Source organism: Arthrobacter sp. B0316-1-20, assembly GCF_059091865.1.
Genome location: NZ_JBNHHC010000011.1, coordinates 176,085 through 193,124, shown reverse-complemented (window position 1 = coordinate 193,124; position 17,040 = coordinate 176,085). Strand labels below are relative to the sequence as shown.

At 59.6% G+C, this 17,040-nt stretch carries 16 protein-coding genes and 1 pseudogene; 3 read left to right on the top strand and 14 right to left on the bottom strand.

What is annotated here, in order from left to right; translation table 11 throughout:
• Positions 1-195: 195 nt before the first annotated feature.
• The 4 genes from trxA to AC5RW2_RS19470 all read right to left on the bottom strand — a co-directional run bounded on the left by trxA (position 196) and on the right by AC5RW2_RS19470 (position 3,461).
• Complete coding sequence (gene trxA, locus AC5RW2_RS19485) at positions 196-519, bottom strand: thioredoxin (protein ID WP_493963668.1); 324 nt, start codon at positions 517-519, stop codon at positions 196-198.
• Between the two features lie 70 nt (positions 520-589).
• Positions 590-1,579 carry a thioredoxin-disulfide reductase gene (gene trxB, locus AC5RW2_RS19480; RefSeq protein WP_493963667.1) on the bottom strand — a complete coding sequence of 330 codons (990 nt, stop codon included), beginning with the start codon at positions 1,577-1,579 and terminating at the stop codon, positions 590-592.
• 182 nt (positions 1,580-1,761) lie between these two features.
• Positions 1,762-2,394 (bottom strand): carboxymuconolactone decarboxylase family protein, encoded by a 633-nt coding sequence (locus AC5RW2_RS19475; protein ID WP_493963666.1) that lies wholly within the window; start codon positions 2,392-2,394, stop codon positions 1,762-1,764.
• A 311-nt stretch (positions 2,395-2,705) separates the two neighbouring features.
• Positions 2,706-3,461, bottom strand: a complete 756-nt coding sequence (locus AC5RW2_RS19470; RefSeq protein ID WP_493963810.1) for a flavin reductase — start codon at positions 3,459-3,461, stop codon at positions 2,706-2,708.
• 619 nt (positions 3,462-4,080) lie between these two features.
• Here AC5RW2_RS19470 and AC5RW2_RS19465 point away from each other — a divergent pair.
• Complete coding sequence (locus tag AC5RW2_RS19465) at positions 4,081-4,851, top strand: SDR family NAD(P)-dependent oxidoreductase (RefSeq protein WP_493963665.1); 771 nt, start codon at positions 4,081-4,083, stop codon at positions 4,849-4,851.
• Positions 4,852-5,386: 535 nt separating this feature from the next.
• A pseudogene (locus AC5RW2_RS19460) lies at positions 5,387-5,728 on the top strand (SDR family NAD(P)-dependent oxidoreductase); the annotation flags it as partial.
• Positions 5,729-5,745: 17 nt separating this feature from the next.
• Here the strand turns inward: AC5RW2_RS19460 and AC5RW2_RS19455 are convergent.
• The 5 genes from AC5RW2_RS19455 to AC5RW2_RS19435 all read right to left on the bottom strand — a co-directional run bounded on the left by AC5RW2_RS19455 (position 5,746) and on the right by AC5RW2_RS19435 (position 10,147).
• Positions 5,746-6,513, bottom strand: a complete 768-nt coding sequence (locus AC5RW2_RS19455; RefSeq protein ID WP_493963664.1) for an SDR family NAD(P)-dependent oxidoreductase — start codon at positions 6,511-6,513, stop codon at positions 5,746-5,748.
• A gap of 243 nt (positions 6,514-6,756) precedes the next feature.
• Positions 6,757-6,987, bottom strand: a complete 231-nt coding sequence (locus AC5RW2_RS19450; RefSeq protein ID WP_493963663.1) for a hypothetical protein — start codon at positions 6,985-6,987, stop codon at positions 6,757-6,759.
• A 190-nt stretch (positions 6,988-7,177) separates the two neighbouring features.
• Complete coding sequence (locus tag AC5RW2_RS19445; RefSeq protein ID WP_493963662.1) at positions 7,178-8,101, bottom strand: isocitrate lyase/PEP mutase family protein; 924 nt, start codon at positions 8,099-8,101, stop codon at positions 7,178-7,180.
• An 84-nt stretch (positions 8,102-8,185) separates the two neighbouring features.
• Positions 8,186-9,400, bottom strand: coding sequence for a CaiB/BaiF CoA transferase family protein (locus AC5RW2_RS19440; protein WP_493963661.1), 1,215 nt, complete (start codon positions 9,398-9,400; stop codon positions 8,186-8,188).
• A 222-nt stretch (positions 9,401-9,622) separates the two neighbouring features.
• Positions 9,623-10,147 (bottom strand): MarR family winged helix-turn-helix transcriptional regulator, encoded by a 525-nt coding sequence (locus tag AC5RW2_RS19435; RefSeq protein ID WP_494074339.1) that lies wholly within the window; start codon positions 10,145-10,147, stop codon positions 9,623-9,625.
• 160 nt (positions 10,148-10,307) lie between these two features.
• Here AC5RW2_RS19435 and AC5RW2_RS19430 point away from each other — a divergent pair, with 160 nt between their 5' ends.
• Positions 10,308-10,490, top strand: a complete 183-nt coding sequence (locus tag AC5RW2_RS19430) for an acyl-CoA dehydrogenase family protein (protein WP_493963659.1) — start codon at positions 10,308-10,310, stop codon at positions 10,488-10,490.
• A 236-nt stretch (positions 10,491-10,726) separates the two neighbouring features.
• Here AC5RW2_RS19430 and AC5RW2_RS19425 read toward each other — a convergent pair whose 3' ends face one another.
• The 5 genes from AC5RW2_RS19425 to AC5RW2_RS19405 form a co-directional block, all read right to left on the bottom strand.
• Positions 10,727-11,572: an SDR family NAD(P)-dependent oxidoreductase gene (locus AC5RW2_RS19425; protein WP_493963658.1), complete on the bottom strand. Its 846-nt coding sequence runs from the start codon at positions 11,570-11,572 to the stop codon at positions 10,727-10,729.
• A 4-nt stretch (positions 11,573-11,576) separates the two neighbouring features.
• Complete coding sequence (locus tag AC5RW2_RS19420; RefSeq protein ID WP_493963657.1) at positions 11,577-12,671, bottom strand: ABC transporter permease; 1,095 nt, start codon at positions 12,669-12,671, stop codon at positions 11,577-11,579.
• A complete protein-coding gene (locus AC5RW2_RS19415) occupies positions 12,664-14,229 on the bottom strand; it encodes a sugar ABC transporter ATP-binding protein (protein WP_493963656.1) in 1,566 nt (521 codons plus the stop codon). The genes AC5RW2_RS19420 and AC5RW2_RS19415 overlap by 8 nt, the downstream gene beginning before the upstream one ends.
• Before the next feature lie 95 nt (positions 14,230-14,324).
• Positions 14,325-15,128 carry an SDR family NAD(P)-dependent oxidoreductase gene (locus AC5RW2_RS19410; RefSeq protein ID WP_493963655.1) on the bottom strand — a complete coding sequence of 268 codons (804 nt, stop codon included), beginning with the start codon at positions 15,126-15,128 and terminating at the stop codon, positions 14,325-14,327.
• Between the two features lie 114 nt (positions 15,129-15,242).
• On the bottom strand, positions 15,243-16,373 hold the full coding sequence (locus AC5RW2_RS19405) for a sugar ABC transporter substrate-binding protein (protein ID WP_493963654.1): 1,131 nt from the start codon (positions 16,371-16,373) through the stop codon (positions 15,243-15,245).
• Positions 16,374-17,040 lie beyond the last annotated feature (667 nt).

Here is a 17,040-nt window from a genome sequence, read left to right as displayed (position 1 = left end):
CAAGCGAGTGCGCTCCGGTAGGATTCAGGTGCATCGTTCATAGCCAGGGAGTGCGTGTACTGGATCGCGCCTACCCCTGCAACAGAATCGCCACGGCCCGTCGCTCACATTGCGTATGCACCTACCTGAGTCGGGACGCAGATCGAAGCGGGGTGTCGGCTGCGATCTCGCGGTCGCTGATGCGGACCGTGAACCTCAGCCGATGTAGTGCGCCAGTTCTTGCTCCAGGGCCTGCTTCGGCTTGGCGCCGATGATCGTCGCCTCGACTTCTCCCTTGTTGAAGACCTTCATCGCTGGGATGGAGGTAATCTGGTATTTGGCCGCGAGGTCTGGGCTCTCGTCGACGTTAAGCTTCAGAATGGTGATCTTGCCGCGGTTCTCAGCCTGGATCTCGTCCAGCACCGGCCCGAGCGCGCGGCACGGTCCGCACCACGTAGCCCAGAAGTCGACGAGCACGGGTCCGTCAGCTTCCAGTACGTCTTGATTCCAGGTCGCCGAAGTAGTTGCCGTGGCGGTCATATTTTTGTCTCCTTTTGAAGCTGTGCTCAGTTAAACCGAAATTGAAACGCGGTGACTGCGGGGTTGGCGGTCAAGCACCGTCAACGCTTACGAGGCCCGCCAACTGTGCAGGCTCCGACCGCTGGGCACCCGCCTGGTGGTGTAGCGCTGCGAGGTAGTTCTCCGCGTCGAGCGAGGCGACAGTCCCGCTAGCGGCGGCCGTGATAGCTTGCCGGTACGTCGGATCGATGACGTCGCCGGCTGCAAACACTCCAGGCAGCGACGTGCGCGACGATCGGCCGTCGACCCAGATCGTGCCGTCATCGGTGAGTTCAAGCGTGCCGTGGACGAGGTGTGTGCGCGGATCGTTGCCGATCGCGACAAAGACGCCGTCAACTGCGATCTCCTGAAGCGATCCGTCAACGGTCGACTTCAGCAGTACACCAGCGACGGCTTCCTCACCTAGGACATCGACGACCTCGCGGTTCCAGAGGAACTCAATTTTCTCGTTGGCGAACGCGCGCTCCTGCATGATCTTCGAGGCGCGCAGTTCGTCACGGCGGTGAACGACGTAGACTCTCGAGGCAAACTTGGTCAGGAATGTCGCCTCTTCCATCGCCGAGTCGCCCCCGCCAATGACGGCTATCGTGCGTTCACGGAAGAAGAACCCGTCGCAAGTCGCGCAGTACGACACACCGCGGCCCGACAGGCGCTCCTCGCTAGCGAGGTTGAGCTTACGGTAAGCGGATCCGGTGGCGTAGATAACAACGGATGCCTCGTGTACAGCGCCAGACCCGAGCGTAACCTTTTTATTCGGGCCGTCGATGTCGAGCGAAACCACGTCGTCATAAACGATTTCGGCGCCGAAACGTTCCGCCTGCTGCTGCATCTTCGCCATCAGGTCAGGACCCTGGATCCCCTCTGGGAATCCGGGAAAGTTCTCTACATCGGTCGTGTTCATCAACTCGCCGCCGGCTTCGACCGAGCTGGCGACGACGAGCGGCTCAAGGTTGGCACGCGCGGCGTAAATCGCCGCTGTGTACCCGGCCGGACCCGATCCAATAATGATGATCTGACGCACAGAGACTCCTTATTTCTATTCGTTCTACTTGGCTCGGACGGATGCGGCGAATGTGCAACGACGATTCGTCGAGGGCGCCTTTTCGCAGGAACAGTCAGACCGACTGCCCAGCGCGCCCAGCACCCGGCGATCGCGTGGGTGCTGGGACGCTGCCAGAATCTGACACCTAACCGACCGAGAATTTAGGAGCGCTGCAGCCCGGGCGTATGCACCATCTTTCCCAACATGTCCGGGCTGTTTACGAGGACGTCACCGTCTCCCCAGGGGGTGAGTGACTTACTCCCACGGTCCTGCTGGAAACGCTCGGGCAGGCCCTCGACGATGTCAAAAAGAGCAGTCATCCTGCCCATGCCAAGAGTGCCACCGATCAGGACCATGAGGTCTATAATTTGCTCGTTCGTGAAGTGCTCGTGCAACCGCTCGAAGTGCTCGTCAGTAACCGAGTGGTGGTTAATTGCATAGAGGTCGGCGAAGAGAAGTGCTTCGCGCTCCGCCTCCGTAAGGTCTGGCGCTTCCTCCGGCCTCTCAAGCGAACACACCACGTCCTCGGTGAGGCCTACGTCTTGGTTGCGCGACGCCATGCAAGTACGGCATTGATTGTGGAATGCGATGCGGAGACGGATGAGTTCCACAAGACGGGGGTCAAGGTTCCCCCCAGTGTAAATCGCACCCATGAAGGCCGATATCGCCTTGCTGGCATTCGCGGACCACGCGATGACCTGCTGCTGGAGCGGTGGCTCGGGCCCGAAAAGTGGTTCGTATAGATCCCGCGGCGCAGGTTTAATACGGCGTGTGGTGAGGTCGTTTGTGCTCATTGTTCATACTCCTTCGGACGAACGTTGTGAGGTCCTTGCTAATTAACGCACAACGTTGTTAATTGATCGTTCAATTGCCGGACTGAGTAAATGGTTGCAGTGGCCATGGATGTTGTCAAGACCTTGAGTCTCAGAGGATGCAGCGACACGTTCTCGGGGCCTCCTTTCGGAAATAGGAAGTGGTTTTTATGCAGGGCCGAGCAAAGTTCCTAGTGAATAGGCTTCCGAGCGCATAGTTGTGTGCCTCGATGCGACCGCGCTCGCAATTAGTTGGTGCGGGGTACCAGTGGTGGTCCAACGACTGGAAAGTGTCACGCCGTGATGTCTTGCGCCTCCACGAGCCCTCCCCCGTCGAAGAATGCGCCGTTCGTATAAACGAGGGGGGCGACTTCGTTCGAGGTGACACGACGGACACGTCCGATGAAGATCGTGTGCGTGAGGGCATGCAGCGTGTCTTGAAGTTCCACCTCCATGGCAGCGGCTGCGCCGTCGATGAGGGGCACTCCGTGTTCTCCGGGGCGCCATGAAACTTGGTCAAACTTTCGGTCTTGCTTTGTGGCGAAGACGCGCGCGACACTGAGCTGGTCGGCGGCCAGAACATTGACGGAGAAGTGGCGTGCTGCCATGAGGTGTGAGTAGGTCGAGCTGGCCTTCTGTACGCAGACCAGGATCAGAGGCGGTTCGAGGGAGACGCTTGAGAACGCGTTAACGGCGAGCCCTCGCGGTTCTCCATTAGAGTTGATAGCAACCACGGTGACTCCCGTAACCATCTTGCGGTGCATGGATCGCAGCACGTCAGCGCCGACCGCTGTCTTAACGTCCTCGTCAACCTGCTGTACCCCGCTCAACCGGACGCCGACCGTTGAATAGCCACCGCGCCGGTCGTAAGTCACGTCTTCCTCAACGACGAGCTCGCCCTCGAAACGGGCAAAGCTAGCCCCCGATACCGAGTATTCACGGCCCGTAGGGGGCAGCCCAAGGAACTGGTCCTGCAGCGTGCCGGTGCTAGTCCAGTAGAGCGCCACGTCGGATTCGCCTTCAACAATCCGCGTGATGTGCATGTCCAGGTCGGGAAAACTTTTTCACATTTCCACGATGGATGTTGCGAGTTCGTCGCCAGAGAAACGCGACTTTCGTCCGCGTCGAATGTACGACTCAGCGAATACCTCATCGAGCGCGTCCACGTCTCCCTTGCCCCAGGCGCTCTCTACGGCGCTCAGAAACGCTGCCGGACGAGGTTTGAGGTCGGACCGGATTGTTCAGACATACGAACTCCTTTGTTTCTTCTGTGGCATCTTGCAGTGCAGGAGATGCATCCCCATTTCCTTCATGTCGTGGGCATGGCTGCATGGTACACACAATTGTCCCTCGGCTCGTGTGTCGCCCCCTTGACAAGGTCGATCGCAACTGTGACTATTTCCGTAGTCCGGCAATTGAGCGTTCGATTAACACGGTTCACGTCAATTAGCAAGGACATGTAACACCGAGCCGTTCGTCCGGAGTCTGAACAACGAGCACCAACGACCTCGCGAGGCGCCGAATCAAGCCTGCCCGCCAACTACTGATCGACCACTCCTGCGAGTCGATCCGATGCGGTCTACTCGCGGACCGGGGTCATCGTGCTGATCCGCGTGCGCCCCACTCACCCAGCACTCACCGAACAACAGCAAGGAGAATCCCGCCATCATGACGTTCCCCGTCCTGCAGGACAAAGTCATCATCGTCACCGGCTCGGCTCGAGGCATCGGTGAAGCAACAGCACGTCTGGCAGCCGAAGCCGGAGCGAAAGTCGTCGTCGCCGACGTCAACGAGGAGGGCGGCAACGCCGTCGTCGACTCCATCGCCGCGAACGGAGGTACAGCAGCCTTCGTGCGAGCAGACGTGTCGAGGGGCGAGTCGGTCGAGGCCATGGTCGCGGCAACGGTCGACCTCTACGGGCGGTTGGACGGAGCCGTCAACAACGCTGCCATCCAAGCGGACTCAGCGCTGCTGTCAGAGTTCGACGAAGACTACTTCGACAAGCTCATCGGCGTGGAGCTCAAGGGAGTCGCCTTGTGCCTGAAGTACGAGCTGAGGCAACTGATTAAGCAGGGTGAGGGCGGTTCGATCGTCAACATCTCCTCAGCCAACGGCTTCCGGCCGCAGTTCAACCAGGCCATCTACACGGCGACCAAGCACGGCGTCGTGGGACTGGGCAAGACAGCGTCGATCGAGAATGGCGCATATGGCATCCGAGTCAACACCTTGGCTCCAGGCTCGGTCGAGACGCCGATGCTGATGGAGGCGCTCGAGATGAACAAGCTCGACCCGCAGGAGGTCGCCAAGGTGATGTCGGTGTTCGACCGTTTCGGTCAGCCTCGCGAAATCGCCGAGGGCGCCGTCTGGTTGTTGTCCGACAACGCCAGCTATGTGACCGGTACCACGCTCCACGTCGATGGCGGCTACACAGGTCGTTGAGTGTGAGCTCGAGTCGGGATGACGAGGTCCGCTCGCGACCCCCCAACGAGAGCATTCTACGGACGAACGAGACACCGCTTCGATCATCCCCACGCCGTTTCTCCAGCATGCACTCACTCATCGCGCGTCCAGCGCATCTGAAAGGACGTCCACCAGGACACTCACCACCGACCTCGACGGAATCCGCGACCTAGCCGATCCTGAGACATACAAGTTCGATGTTCCCCTGGAGTCCTACGCCAGGCTTCGCGAGCTGCCGGGGCTTCCTTCGCAGCCGGCTGATGCAGGCACACTGACGGGTGGCTTCTGGCTGGCTACTCGCTACGCCGCTTCGGCCTCGTCTTGAAAGGTCCGAACGGCCCGAACCTTCGCTTGCGAAGCGAGATCGCCAAGGGTAGCGCTCCCGATGCGCTGGGCGAGCGCGAATGCCACTCTCGCGGACGCGACCGCATCGTCCAAAGAATCATGGTGACTGAACAAACACCAAGATTCTGTATCACCGGGAAAAGATTCCTGATCGCAAGGGGGGACCCGCGGAATCGGTTACGTCCTCGCTCGCACACTCCTGATTGCTGGTGCAAGTGTGATTGTTTCGTCCAGAAAGCAAAAATCGTGCGAGAAGGCCGAGCAACAGCTCGCGGAATTCGGCGAGGTGACGGCTATCGCCGCTGACCTCGGTTCTGAGGACGAATGTCGTCGCCTCGTGACGGAAATAGAAACGAAATCCGCCCGGCTCCGCGTTGTCGTGAATAATGCGAGGCCATGGGGAGCCGCGCTGGAGGACCATCCAGACTCGGGTTGGGATCGGGTCAGGAATCTCAACGTGGGCATCAATCAGCGCATCCGACAGCCTATCGTTCGCCGGCAAGGTCAGTGAGGAATCCGAGTATCGTGCTACACGATCGTGTAGCCGCCGTCTACGATGATGTTTTGTCCAGTGATGAATGATGCTTGGTCGGAGGCGAGGAAGAGGGCAGCAGCGACGACGTCCTCTTCCCGCCCTGTGCGCTTGATAATTTGATGGTCAAGGTGCCCCTCGATCCCTCCTGGGACATCTTTTAGAAACTCCGTGGCACCGGTCAGGATGAAGCCCGGGCTGATGCAATTCACGCGAATTCCATACGGACCACCATCATTCGCTAATTCACGCGACATTCCTATGATTGCATGCTTAGTGGCGGCATGTGCGAACCCCCCCGGCGAAGTACGGAGCCCATTAATTCCGTGAATGGAAGCAATATTCACTATTGCAGAGCTGCCGGCCGCTGCGAGGTAAGGCCATGCGGCGCGGCAGGCAAAGAAAACTAGATCCAGCTCGTTGCGAACATTCGAACGCCACTGATCATCAGTCATTTCAGTGATCGCTCCGAACTGAGGCGCGGAGGCATTGTTGTATAGAACGTCAATTCTACCGAACGCTGCCGCGGCATGTTCGATCCAGCTTTTCACAGCGTCCGGATCACCTAGGTCAACCGGCTGGGTAGACGTCATCGTGCCGCCAGCCTCACGGACCATGGCTACCGTTTCTTCTGCCCCCTCAATCTTGAGGTCGCAACCAACCACAGTCGCGCCCTCTGCAGCAAATCTGAGGGCGGCAGCGCGCCCCTGGCCGCCACCCGTGCCCGTGATCACTACGACCTTCTCATCAAGAATGCCAACCATATTCGCAGACCTTTCGCTTCATAGAAAACGTAAACTTTGGAGACTGCGGACTCCAACCGATGTATGTTGCGAGTTCTTGCTTCAGCGCGACCTTCTGCTTTGAGCCGATGATCGTCGCCCCCGACACTTCTTTCTTGAATGTATGCCCGCATCAGTTCTTTGCGAGAATTACATCGCATCTGGCCTCTGTCAACAGTTCGATCTAACAAGGCAAGCACTTTGTCCGGCAGAACTCACCGCGGATCATGCCGCAAAAGGATCTGTTGGTTGGCTGTCGCGAAGTGAATTCCGGATTCCGGCTTCCGGATTCCGTGAAAACCGTCGCCGTGCACAGCCCGCGAGAGTGGTGAACGAGGACCACGACACACGCACCAGTAGCCATTCTTCGCTGTCGAACTCCCGGTGGAACCACATCGAATGGTCAAGAGATGCCGACACAGCGGTGCTGCTAACCCCCTCTGGTCCACGCGCCATTGATGGCCCCTGATCCACCTCCAGAATGGCCAGGCGCCCACGCAGAATAACTGTCAGCGGTGTTGATGTTACCGCCAGCGCCTACAAACCCGTCGAGGAGCGCGTGGGAAGTACCTCGTCGGCGGTCCAGCCGAACACGGTGCCGCCGAAAGCGACAGGGTAGGTGTCACTGAACGGATAAACGATTCTCCTAGAACGCGTAGCGTTGGGCGAGCTCTCCCCAGTGCGGGTATTGGATGATCTCCTGCACCGTTTTGAGTGTCGCGGAGAAGTCCTCGTCAACACCCCCTGTGTCGCGCAGTTCTACCAGCGCAGCTAGAACGGCACGATAGGCCGAGTAAGCGACCGGAGTGGACTCCAGGAGAATCCGCATCCCGCCTTCGCTGGCCTGGTCCCGCTCGTCCTTCGTTGAACTGCCCACGCGGATTGGGCAGTTCATCACGGGAATACCTACCGCCTTAACCGCATCCTGCGTTTCTGGGAACGGGAAGTGGGTCGGGAAGACCGCGTCAGCGCCAGCCTCCTCATACAACCGCATCCGGATGAGCGACTCTTCCTTCGAGATCAACGCTCCGTCGGTACGCGCGATGATGATGAGGTCGGGGTCACGGCGCGCCTCGACGGCAGCACGAACTCGCTGCACCCCAGCCTCTCGAGAGAGTATGTGGTTTCCATCGAAGCTCATCACGTTGCCGAGCTTCGAGGGCGGCAAGTGCTTCGGGTACGTGAAGTCTGTGTCCTCAATCTGCAACCCAGAAATTCCGGCGGCTTCAGCAAGCTGCACGTTGCGCCGCACCTGCAGCGGGTTGCCCCCACCGTCATCAAAATCGACGATCAACGGAATATCAATCGCCTCGACGATCGGCCGCGCCGCCTCGACAATGTCTGCACTAGTGACCATCGTCATGTCCGGCATAGCATGAAGGCCTATCCCCACTGTGACGCCGCCGCCTAGATACACGGCCTCAAAGCCCAACTCCTGAGCAGCCCGCGCACCAAAGGCATCCTGGACCCCCGGCAACGACAACATCTGCTGCCGGTTGAGCAACTCACGCAAACGGCGCCGTGGCGACACTCCATCAGTCACCGACGACCGAACTTCACTGTTCAACATACACGCTCCCTCTTCTCTTTCACGATCGACAGAATCAATGCTGAAAGGACGGCGCGGCTCGCCCAGTGGACACCCGGGAAACCATCACCATCCGGCTACTGTCTCGGTGCCAAAAACACCATGGGAATCCATCTCGCGGATCTCCTCCTCAGAGAACCCCGCATCCACCAGTACTTCGCGCGTGTGCTCCCCCAGCGCGGGAGGTTGCCCGGGCGACTTCGCGGTCCAAGCCGAAACCGCATAAGGAAGTTCCGGAACCCAGAACGGTTTCAAATCGTCGCCTTGGATGGACCTGAAGCGCCCAAGGCTGCGCAGTTCCGGGTCACTAACAATCTCGAGCTGGCTGAGAACCGGAGCTGAGATGACTCCCGCCTCCGCCAATCGCGACGACCAGTCGTCACGCGTGCGGCTAGCAAAGATGGGCGCCAGGTCCGCGCTCAGCTGCTCTTTGTTCTTGATCCGATCCGCGTTGGTCGCATACCGGGGATCCTCAATGAGATGTGGAGCGCCGACGGTCGTGCAGAACTTAATCCACTGGTCAGGGAAGTAAGCGGCCACCATCACGTGGCCGTCCGACGCCGCGAACATATCAGTAGGGGCACCAAGCGTTCCCGCCGTGTTACCTGGTCGGTCAAGCTGTACGCCGCGGTACGACGCTGTCGCGAACGCTGAGGTCTGAATATACGCCGCGACCTCGAACAGCGAAAGGTCGACGTTGCTCCCCTCGCCCGTTCGCTCGCGATGAAATAGCGCGGCGAGAGTGGCCTGGCCGATGGCAAGACTGGCCGCCCCATCTATCACCTGGAAGCCAGCTTTCATCGGTTCACCATTAGGATGTCCCGTTACTGCCATGACCCCTGTTGCCGCCTGAAGCACTGCATCCACACCTGGGCGCTGGCCGCCGCTTCCGCCGGTGTTATAGGCCGAGAGTGAAACATAGATAAGTCTTGGGTTGACCTGCGACAGGGTCTCGTAGTCGAGCCCCAACCGGTCCATCACTCTGGGACGAAACGCCTGCACGAGGATGTCGGCCTCGCCGATCACTCGCCGAATTGCCGAGCGACCGCTCTCCGAGGACAGATCTATGGCGATCGACTTCTTACCGCCGTTGAGTGCCGTGAAGGTTGGCGGAGTCCCTTCCTCGCCTCCGATGGAACGTGCGAGGTCCCCACTCGGCCGCTCGACCTTAATTACGTCTGCGCCAAGCTGCGCCAATGCCAACGTCGCTGTCGGCCCAGCGATCAGCTGTGTGAAATCAACGACCTTGACCCCATCGAGGGGAAGCGTGGCGCTAGTCATCAACAATTCCTCAATCATGTTTTAGAAGCAGTTCGGCCGATGGGCGGCCTCGGAGGATCACTCAGGGACGCACAGGAGACACCCTCCCGGACGTCCCCGTTAGCAGATCCTCACGGGGGGAACCTTGCGCTACCTTGCGCTAAAGCCGAGTCAGCAACGCGGGGGAAGGAACCAGCATATGGATGTACCTTACACACAAGTTACATCGAGATTGTGTCCTCGTCAACCCTCGTCGGATGCGGCGCCGCCAGCGCGCAGCTCTGTCGCCGTTCGGGGACTCTCCGCGAATCTTTCGAGCGCTCGCGCCAGGGCAGGGAGGCCCTCCTCGACCTTGCGCAGTTCATCCTCAGTCATTAGGGCGGCCAGGTCCGCAATCAGTCGATCCCTGGCCCGGCTAACCTCAAGTATCGCCTCACGGCCCGCATTGGTCATGACCAACTGATAGGCCCGGGAATCGATTGGGTCCCGCACCCTGCTGATATACCCCGCGTTAGTGGCAGCAGAAACCTGCCTGCTCAGTGTCGACCTGTCGAGGTTGAGATAATCCGCAAGCTCAGAGATCCGCAAAGGACCCACGGCGTGAAGACGCGTGAGTATGGAGACAGTCGACCGATCGACGGCGACGTTGGAAGTTTCGGCAAGTCTCGCATGGAAGCGATAGAGAGCGAACCGCACCACTGTCCCGAACGCGTCTGCGATAACGTGCTGCCTCTCGTCGAGTTCAACTTTCTCACGTTGCAAAACCACAGTCCCCTAACCGGTGCCCTTTCAGTCGCTCCGAGACGAGCAACCAAATGCTTCATCGCGCGGCGCGGTCGCTGCTACTCCCCGACTCCATGATAGTTGCCGCAGCGAAACCACATGTCAAATCCCGCGGATACGCTAGCGAAGGCGCGTATCCGTAAGGATGTCCAGTTGGTCACTTCCATGGTGGGATATATCGTACGGCCGACTCGCCGCGGACGAAGGCCTGACCCGCGCCATAACGCCGCAGTCCCACGGAGGGGCAGAGATGGGCGTGATGGGTGGGGTGCTCGTCATTGAGGAACTTTTCAGAGAGTCCCCGGCAGTCGCCATCGGACAATGGTAGAGATGCTCCTCGGGTCAAATCGGATGCCTGATCGCCGAGGGCACAACCGACATGCATTACTCCACTATAGCCACCCTCATGGACTTGCCTGGCGCTGAGCCTGGAATTTTTTAGTCATCACCGCGTCGGTGAAGAATGGGTTTGAGCCGGCTCGCGGAGCACAATGAGCCGGCTTAGCCCGAGTGGATTGCCAGGCCAGGCGCAAGAAATATCACGCGTCCGGCTGGCGCACTGCGCTAGGACATGTATCCCGCTTGAAAACCGCCATCGACACGAACGGACGATCCCGCCATATAACTGGCCTCGTCAGACAGCATGAACAACACCACACGAGCCTGCTCCTCGGGTGTCGCCCAACGCTGCAGAGGAACGGTCTTTGTGAGTTCCGCCTTCTTAGCGGCCAAGAGCTCGGGATCGTTCATGATGTCCTTGCCCACCCAGTCCTGTATAGGCGTCCAGGTCCATCCCGGAAGGATCGCGTTGACGCGCACGCCGTAGAACCCCGCCTCGACGGCAGCTGAGTCGCTCAGTCCGAGCGCGGCGTGTTTCGACGTCGAGTAAGGCGCGGAATTGCCGATACCACCTTCGCCGGCAACAGACGCAGTGTTGACGATCGATCCGAAACGCTGCTCGCGCATTACACCGAGAGTGTGCTTCAGGACATTGAACATCCCGTACACGTTGATTCGCATCGTACGGTCGAACACTTCGGACGGCGTATCAGGCAGAGGATAAGTCTCGGCTGCTATTCCAGCATTGTTGAAACACCCATCAATGCGGCCAAAGGTGTCGCGAGTAGCCTCAATTGCAGATTTCACCGACGCTTCGTCAGTCACATCCACCACATGGGTCTTTAGCCGGTCACCGACATTCGCCAAGGACTCGGCAAGTCCATCAAGCTTGACCTCGTCGATGTCGGTCGCACTTACGGATGCGCCGGCTTCCAGCGCCATCCGAACCACCGACTCCCCGATTCCGCTCGCTGCACCGGTTACGAACACGACTTTGTCAATGAGCTGTACAGGCATGAAAAACTCCTCATTCAAAATTGACTTCATATACATCTGGGTTGCGTCGAGCACTGGCTCATGCCCGAACGGAACTCGCTTGTGCCGATTCTTCGGAAGGACTGGTTCCGGATGTCTCGGCCGCCTTGACCTTGACCTCACGGCGGCCGCGCCGACGCTGCATGAACACCGTGATCGAGACGGCAATCAGAAGTGCGAGACCGTTGAACACGTCCGTGACCCAAAGGTCTGCGCCTGCGAGTTGGAGCCCCTGCACGCCGGTTCCGAGAAGGTAGATTGCCAGCACAGTACCCCAGACGTTGAAGCGTCCTGGTTTGAGTTGCGTCATACCCAAGAACGCCGCGGCGAACGCCGGTAGCAGATACTGGGGGCCGAGGGTCTGGTTGACTGTGTTGAGGTTCGAGGCCAAGAGCACGCCTGCAAGGCTCGCGCCGGTTCCGCTAATAACGAAGCTCCAGAAAATGAAGCGAGTGGTGCGGATGCCAGCCAATCGAGCGGCATCTGGGTTGGCGCCCGTGGCGTACACGCGGCGTCCCCACGGAGTGTGCTCGAGCACGTACCAGAAGGCAAACGCGATGATTACGAGATAGACCGCAAGCACTGGAACCCCGAAGAATGACCCGGCCGTTATCGACCTGAGCGAGTCAGGGAAAGGTCCGAGGTACTCACCATCGCCGACGACCGCCCCGGCGCCCACCAACAACGATGTCGTACCCAGGGTTGCGATAAAGCTGCCAAGCTTGACGACCCCGACCAAGAAACCGTTGAATGCACCGATGCACGCGCCGACCAGCAGCGTAATCATGATCGTCGGTACGACGCCCAGGTTAGGTTCGCGAACCGTCAGAGCTCCGCAAACGAGGGCGCTGAAACCCATGATCTGGGCCGCCGACAGATCGAATCCGCCCGTGGCAAGCGGAAAAAGAAGCGAGATCGCCAGGATCGCTGTGATCGCCTGACCCTGGGCGATGGTTTTCCACGTTGTCTCCGCCAAGAACGAATCAGGAAGCCACAGGGCAAAGAGCACAAAGATCCCAATGAAGATAAACACGCCGGAGTAACGACCAAGCTGCCACTGCGCCAGGGTTGTACGAATACCGTCCGGCTTGGACTCCGCGCTTGCGTCCTTTGACGGTTGAATTGTGTCAGGCATGAATCACTATCTCCTGTGATGGGGTTTCCGGCCGAAGCATTTCCTCCAGCAGATTGTCAACGGTGAGGCGGCCGCCTCTGAGCTCGGCGGCGATTCTGCCCTCATGCACCACGTACACCCGGTCGCACACCGCGACGGCTTCCTCGAGATCCGAAGTCGTCATGAGAACTGCAGCGCCTTCCGACGCAACATTTCGCAAGGCGTTATAGATCGCAGTCTTTGCGCCCACGTCTACTCCCGCAGTCGGTTCATCCAGGAGATATGCGCGCGCTCCGCACCGCAGCCATCGTCCGATCATTATCTTCTGCTGATTGCCTCCACTCAGGGAGGAGAACGTGGCCTCCGGATCGTTTGGCTTCACCTCCAAGTCACGCAGAAACGGAGCAACGTCCCGGGCTTCACGGGCAGGGGCCAACCATCGAAGCGGTCCGGCCCCGAGAATTTTCGGAAGAGTGAGATTCTCCCTCAACGTCCATTCAGCTACACCTCCGAGACGCTTGCGGTCGCCCGGAACGAATGCAAAGCCAGCTCGAATTGCATCCCACGGAGATTGTGAGTCGCAAGAAACGCCGTCAAGTTTGAGCTCGCCTGCATCCCGTTTGTATGCCCCGAAGATGAGTCGTGGGATATCTTCGGCCCCGGAACCGTCCAAGCCTACGACCCCAACAATCTCTTTTGCCATCACGGTGCACGAGAAGTCGTGAATTCCACCACCGCGCAGCCCTGACACTTCTAAGACTGCGTCTTCGCCCGGGGCAGGCGTCTCCGGATAAAAAGCATCAACAGGTCGGCCGAGAATGAGCTCAACGAGACTGTCGTGGTTGAGGTCCTTTACATCGCGAGTCGCGACACTCCGCCCGTCGCGCAGTACCGTGACGCGATCAGCGAGTTCAAACACTTCGTGCAGGCGGTGAGTCACGTATAGCATGGTGCCGCCCTGCGCCTTCACGTCACGCAGCATCGCGAAGAGATGGTCCTTTTCGACTTCAGACAGAGACGCAGTCGGCTCGTCTAATACCAGGATGCCGTTCGCGGCATCACCGTGATGCAATGCCCTAACGATTGCCGTCATAGTGCGGCTGGCTGCGCCGAGCTCGCCGAGCGGCGCGCCAGCATCGATGTCAACGCCGTACTTGGTGAAAATCTTTCGCGCGTGGCGGCGCTCGCGTTTTTCCGAAAGCCAGAAGCGACCGGTGTATTCGTTGCCGAGGGCCAGGTTGTCGTAAACGGAGATGGTGTCGATCAGGGCCAAGTCCTGGTGAATGAACCGCAGCCCCTTGTCATGGGCAGCCGTCGGGGACCCCAGATCGAGCGGTTCGCCGTCGACGAAAGCAGTGGCGCCGGTGTCGGGCGAGTGATAGCCGGCAAGAGTCTTAATGAGGGTTGACTTGCCCGAACCGTTCTGCCCAAGCAAGCAGTGAATCTCGCCAGAGCGAAGTTCGAGCCCGACACCGTCAAGTGCGCGCTGGCCTTGGAAAGTCTTAGTCAACCCGTCTAGAACGAGCTTTGGGGCAGAGGGCTTACTGCCAGACGGGTAATTGCCCAGAGTTTGATCCATACTCATCTCCTTCGATGACCATCCGCGTTCTTCACCAGATGGTGACGGGGCCGACGCGACGCTTCGCGCCGACCCCCATACCACGTAATGGTGGGTTAGTTCTTCTTGCCGCCGGGCGGGATCGGGTGATCCGCGAGCAAACCGCCATCGACGACGAACTCGGCGCCCGTGCAGTAGGAGCTATCGTCACTTGCCAGGAACAGCGCCATCTTGGCGATTTCCTCGGCCTGACCCATGCGTCGCAGCGGCAACTGCCATGCGTTGTCACCGGCTGACATTGCAGATGGCGCGTCAAGGTCCAGGCCATACCAAGCCTTCGCTTGCGATCGCGACAGCTCGGTGTCGATGCCGCCTGGGCATAGCGCGTTGACGCGCACGCCGAACTCGCCGACCTCGGCAGCCACACACTTTGTCATGCCGATGACGGCAAACTTCGACGCGTTGTATGCCGTTCCGCCGACCCCACCTCGAAGCCCGTGGGTCGAGGCGACGTTGATGATTGAACCGGAACCTCTGCGCTTCATCGGCTCAAGCACCGCTTTCATTCCAAGGAACGTGCCAGTTTGGTTGATAGCGATATGCGCGTTGTATTCCTCAAGTGTGGTGTCGCCAATGAGCGCGTTTCGTGTAATGCCGCTCGTGTTGGAGAGAATGTCCACTTCACCAAATGCGTCGGCAGCAGCACAGATGGCCTGGTTCCAACTCTCGGGGTCTGTAACGTCAAGGTGAGTGTAGAGTGCGCTATCGCCAAGGCTACGGGCGAACTCCTGTCCTTTTTCGTCTCGAATGTCGCCGATTACGACGCGTGCTCCTTCCTCCGCGAAGAGTTGCGCCTGAGCGGAGCCAAGGCCTCCCGCGCCACCGGTTATGAAAGCGACTTTGCCGTCCAACTTACCCATGTGATCCTCCTATATCTTTTTCTGGGCTATCTCGCGTGAACGAACAGTGGCGCCGGCCTGGCGTGGCCGGCACCACTGTCCTTGTTCGATCGGCCGCGCGAGCGCGGTGTACGACTACTTGTTGATACCCCACGCGGTCTTGTAGATGTTCTTGAAGTCCGTTGGCCATGCCAGCTCGGGGTCAATGTTCGCCTGCGTGATGAGGCGCATTGCCGGGAGCGGCGCGAACGGCTCAATCGGTGCATCCTGAAGTGAACGTGCTGCCGCATCGAAGGCACGCCACACGTGGGCATTGCCACCACCCTCTGCCGCAACCCACGTGTAGACGTCGCCGGACTCGAGCAGGTTGACCTCGCTGGCACCAGACGGCGTGACACCGATAGCCTTGACTCGATCGCTCAACCCCGCCGCATCCAGTGCGCCGGCGGCGCCGAGCATGAGGCCTGGCGTCGTGTACAGCAGGTACTCCACATCCGGGTTACGCTGCAGGAAGCTCACCGTTCGTGCCGCGTTTGCTGCCGGGTTGTCAGCGACGTTGAGTTCAAGAACATGCGCCGGAGTGCCTTCGCCGTTCGCTTCAATTGCTTCCTGAGCTCCCTTTGTGTGCGAGACCTGAGTCGCAAGCGTCTTGTCCATGAGAATACCGACCGAGGTCTTCTTGCCTGCATCTGCAAGAGCAACATTCCCGAGCGCGACTCCGATTGCATGAGTGGCTGGCTCGCACTGGATACAGGCAACGTAACCGGGCGATTCAAAACCGCCGATGTCCACAATTTTGACGCCGGCTTCGGCTGCCGCATCGATCTGATCCTGAATCAGAGTCTCGGGGTAGACAGCGGTGATCAGCAAGACGTCGGGGTCCGTTGCGAGGGCTCGTTCAACTGCGGCGACGTAGTCTGCCGGTCCCTTGCCGAGGTCGAAGTCGAAGTCTTCGACTTCCCATCCGAGTGCGGCAGCTGGCTCAGCGCCTCCACCGGGCAGGCAGGCTGGGATCGTGCAGTTGACGAACGCGACAGACGCACCCTGTCGAACCTCTTCCGGCAGCGGATCAATGTCCAGCGGGGGGTTGCTCATCAGCTTGTCCCACTCCTCCTGCGCCGCGGCAATGCCACCGGAGGTTGAACTTTCGGAGCCGGTCGATCCAGCCGACGGCTCATCGGCCCCGCAGCCAGCGAGCACCAATACCGCGAGCGCCGCTGATGCAGTTGCGCCCAGAACGCGCTGACGGGTTAGATTCCTATCCATTTCCACTCCTCCATTGGAGAGATAACACGCGAGCACGCCCTAGCGCCGCCGTCTACGTTACGAGAGACACTCAACAATATGTGTACTTTACACTTGTATTAGTTTGGGGCATGACCTTGATCACGTCAAGCCCGAATTTGCCGGGCCCTCTACTCACCTCGCGGGTACCGCCTAGCTGTACTTCCCTCGACGCGTTGTGAACGGTCCGTGAGTTGGGAGGAGACCTCGATATCGATAGGTGTACACGAGTGACAACCACTTCTCGGGAGGTCTTCCATGACTCGCCGAAATGCACCTTTGACCCCTGAGGGCAGAGCCCGGATGCCCAATTCGCATCGAGCACGGCTCCCCAGCGACGGGTCTCCGAACGGTTCCAGGATTCGCCGGCGACGGTGTCCCGTTGGGTCCGCCGGCACCGGGCACGGCTGCCGCTGACCGGCCACAGCAGTCGGCCGCGTCACAGCCCCGGTCGCCCGCCGGCTGCTCGGGAGCGGCGGATCATCGCGCTGCGATATTAGCAAGCGATGGGGCCGCACCGGATCGGCTACCATCTGGGGATTTCGCGTTCGACAGTCGGCCGCGTGTTGGAACGCTACCGGATGCCCCGCTCGACATGCATCGGTCAGGCCACCGGCCTGCGCAGACCCACGTCGCACCGGGAACAAAG

Bases quoted from the DNA above. Each gene is read 5' to 3' on its own strand.
- AC5RW2_RS19450 (WP_493963663.1), bottom strand. From the start codon at position 6,987: ATGGCGCGTGGACCAGAGGGGGTTAGCAGCACCGCTGTGTCGGCATCT.
- AC5RW2_RS19430 (WP_493963659.1), top strand. From the start codon at position 10,308: ATGTCCAGTTGGTCACTTCCATGGTGGGATATATCGTACGGCCGACTC.
- AC5RW2_RS19445 (WP_493963662.1), bottom strand. From the start codon at position 8,101: ATGTTGAACAGTGAAGTTCGGTCGTCGGTGACTGATGGAGTGTCGCCA.
- AC5RW2_RS19415 (WP_493963656.1), bottom strand. From the start codon at position 14,229: ATGGATCAAACTCTGGGCAATTACCCGTCTGGCAGTAAGCCCTCTGCC.
- AC5RW2_RS19465 (WP_493963665.1), top strand. From the start codon at position 4,081: ATGACGTTCCCCGTCCTGCAGGACAAAGTCATCATCGTCACCGGCTCG.
- trxA (WP_493963668.1), bottom strand. From the start codon at position 519: ATGACCGCCACGGCAACTACTTCGGCGACCTGGAATCAAGACGTACTG.
- AC5RW2_RS19475 (WP_493963666.1), bottom strand. From the start codon at position 2,394: ATGAGCACAAACGACCTCACCACACGCCGTATTAAACCTGCGCCGCGG.
- AC5RW2_RS19420 (WP_493963657.1), bottom strand. From the start codon at position 12,671: ATGCCTGACACAATTCAACCGTCAAAGGACGCAAGCGCGGAGTCCAAG.
- AC5RW2_RS19405 (WP_493963654.1), bottom strand. From the start codon at position 16,373: ATGGATAGGAATCTAACCCGTCAGCGCGTTCTGGGCGCAACTGCATCA.
- AC5RW2_RS19440 (WP_493963661.1), bottom strand. From the start codon at position 9,400: ATGACTAGCGCCACGCTTCCCCTCGATGGGGTCAAGGTCGTTGATTTC.
- AC5RW2_RS19455 (WP_493963664.1), bottom strand. From the start codon at position 6,513: ATGGTTGGCATTCTTGATGAGAAGGTCGTAGTGATCACGGGCACGGGT.
- AC5RW2_RS19410 (WP_493963655.1), bottom strand. From the start codon at position 15,128: ATGGGTAAGTTGGACGGCAAAGTCGCTTTCATAACCGGTGGCGCGGGA.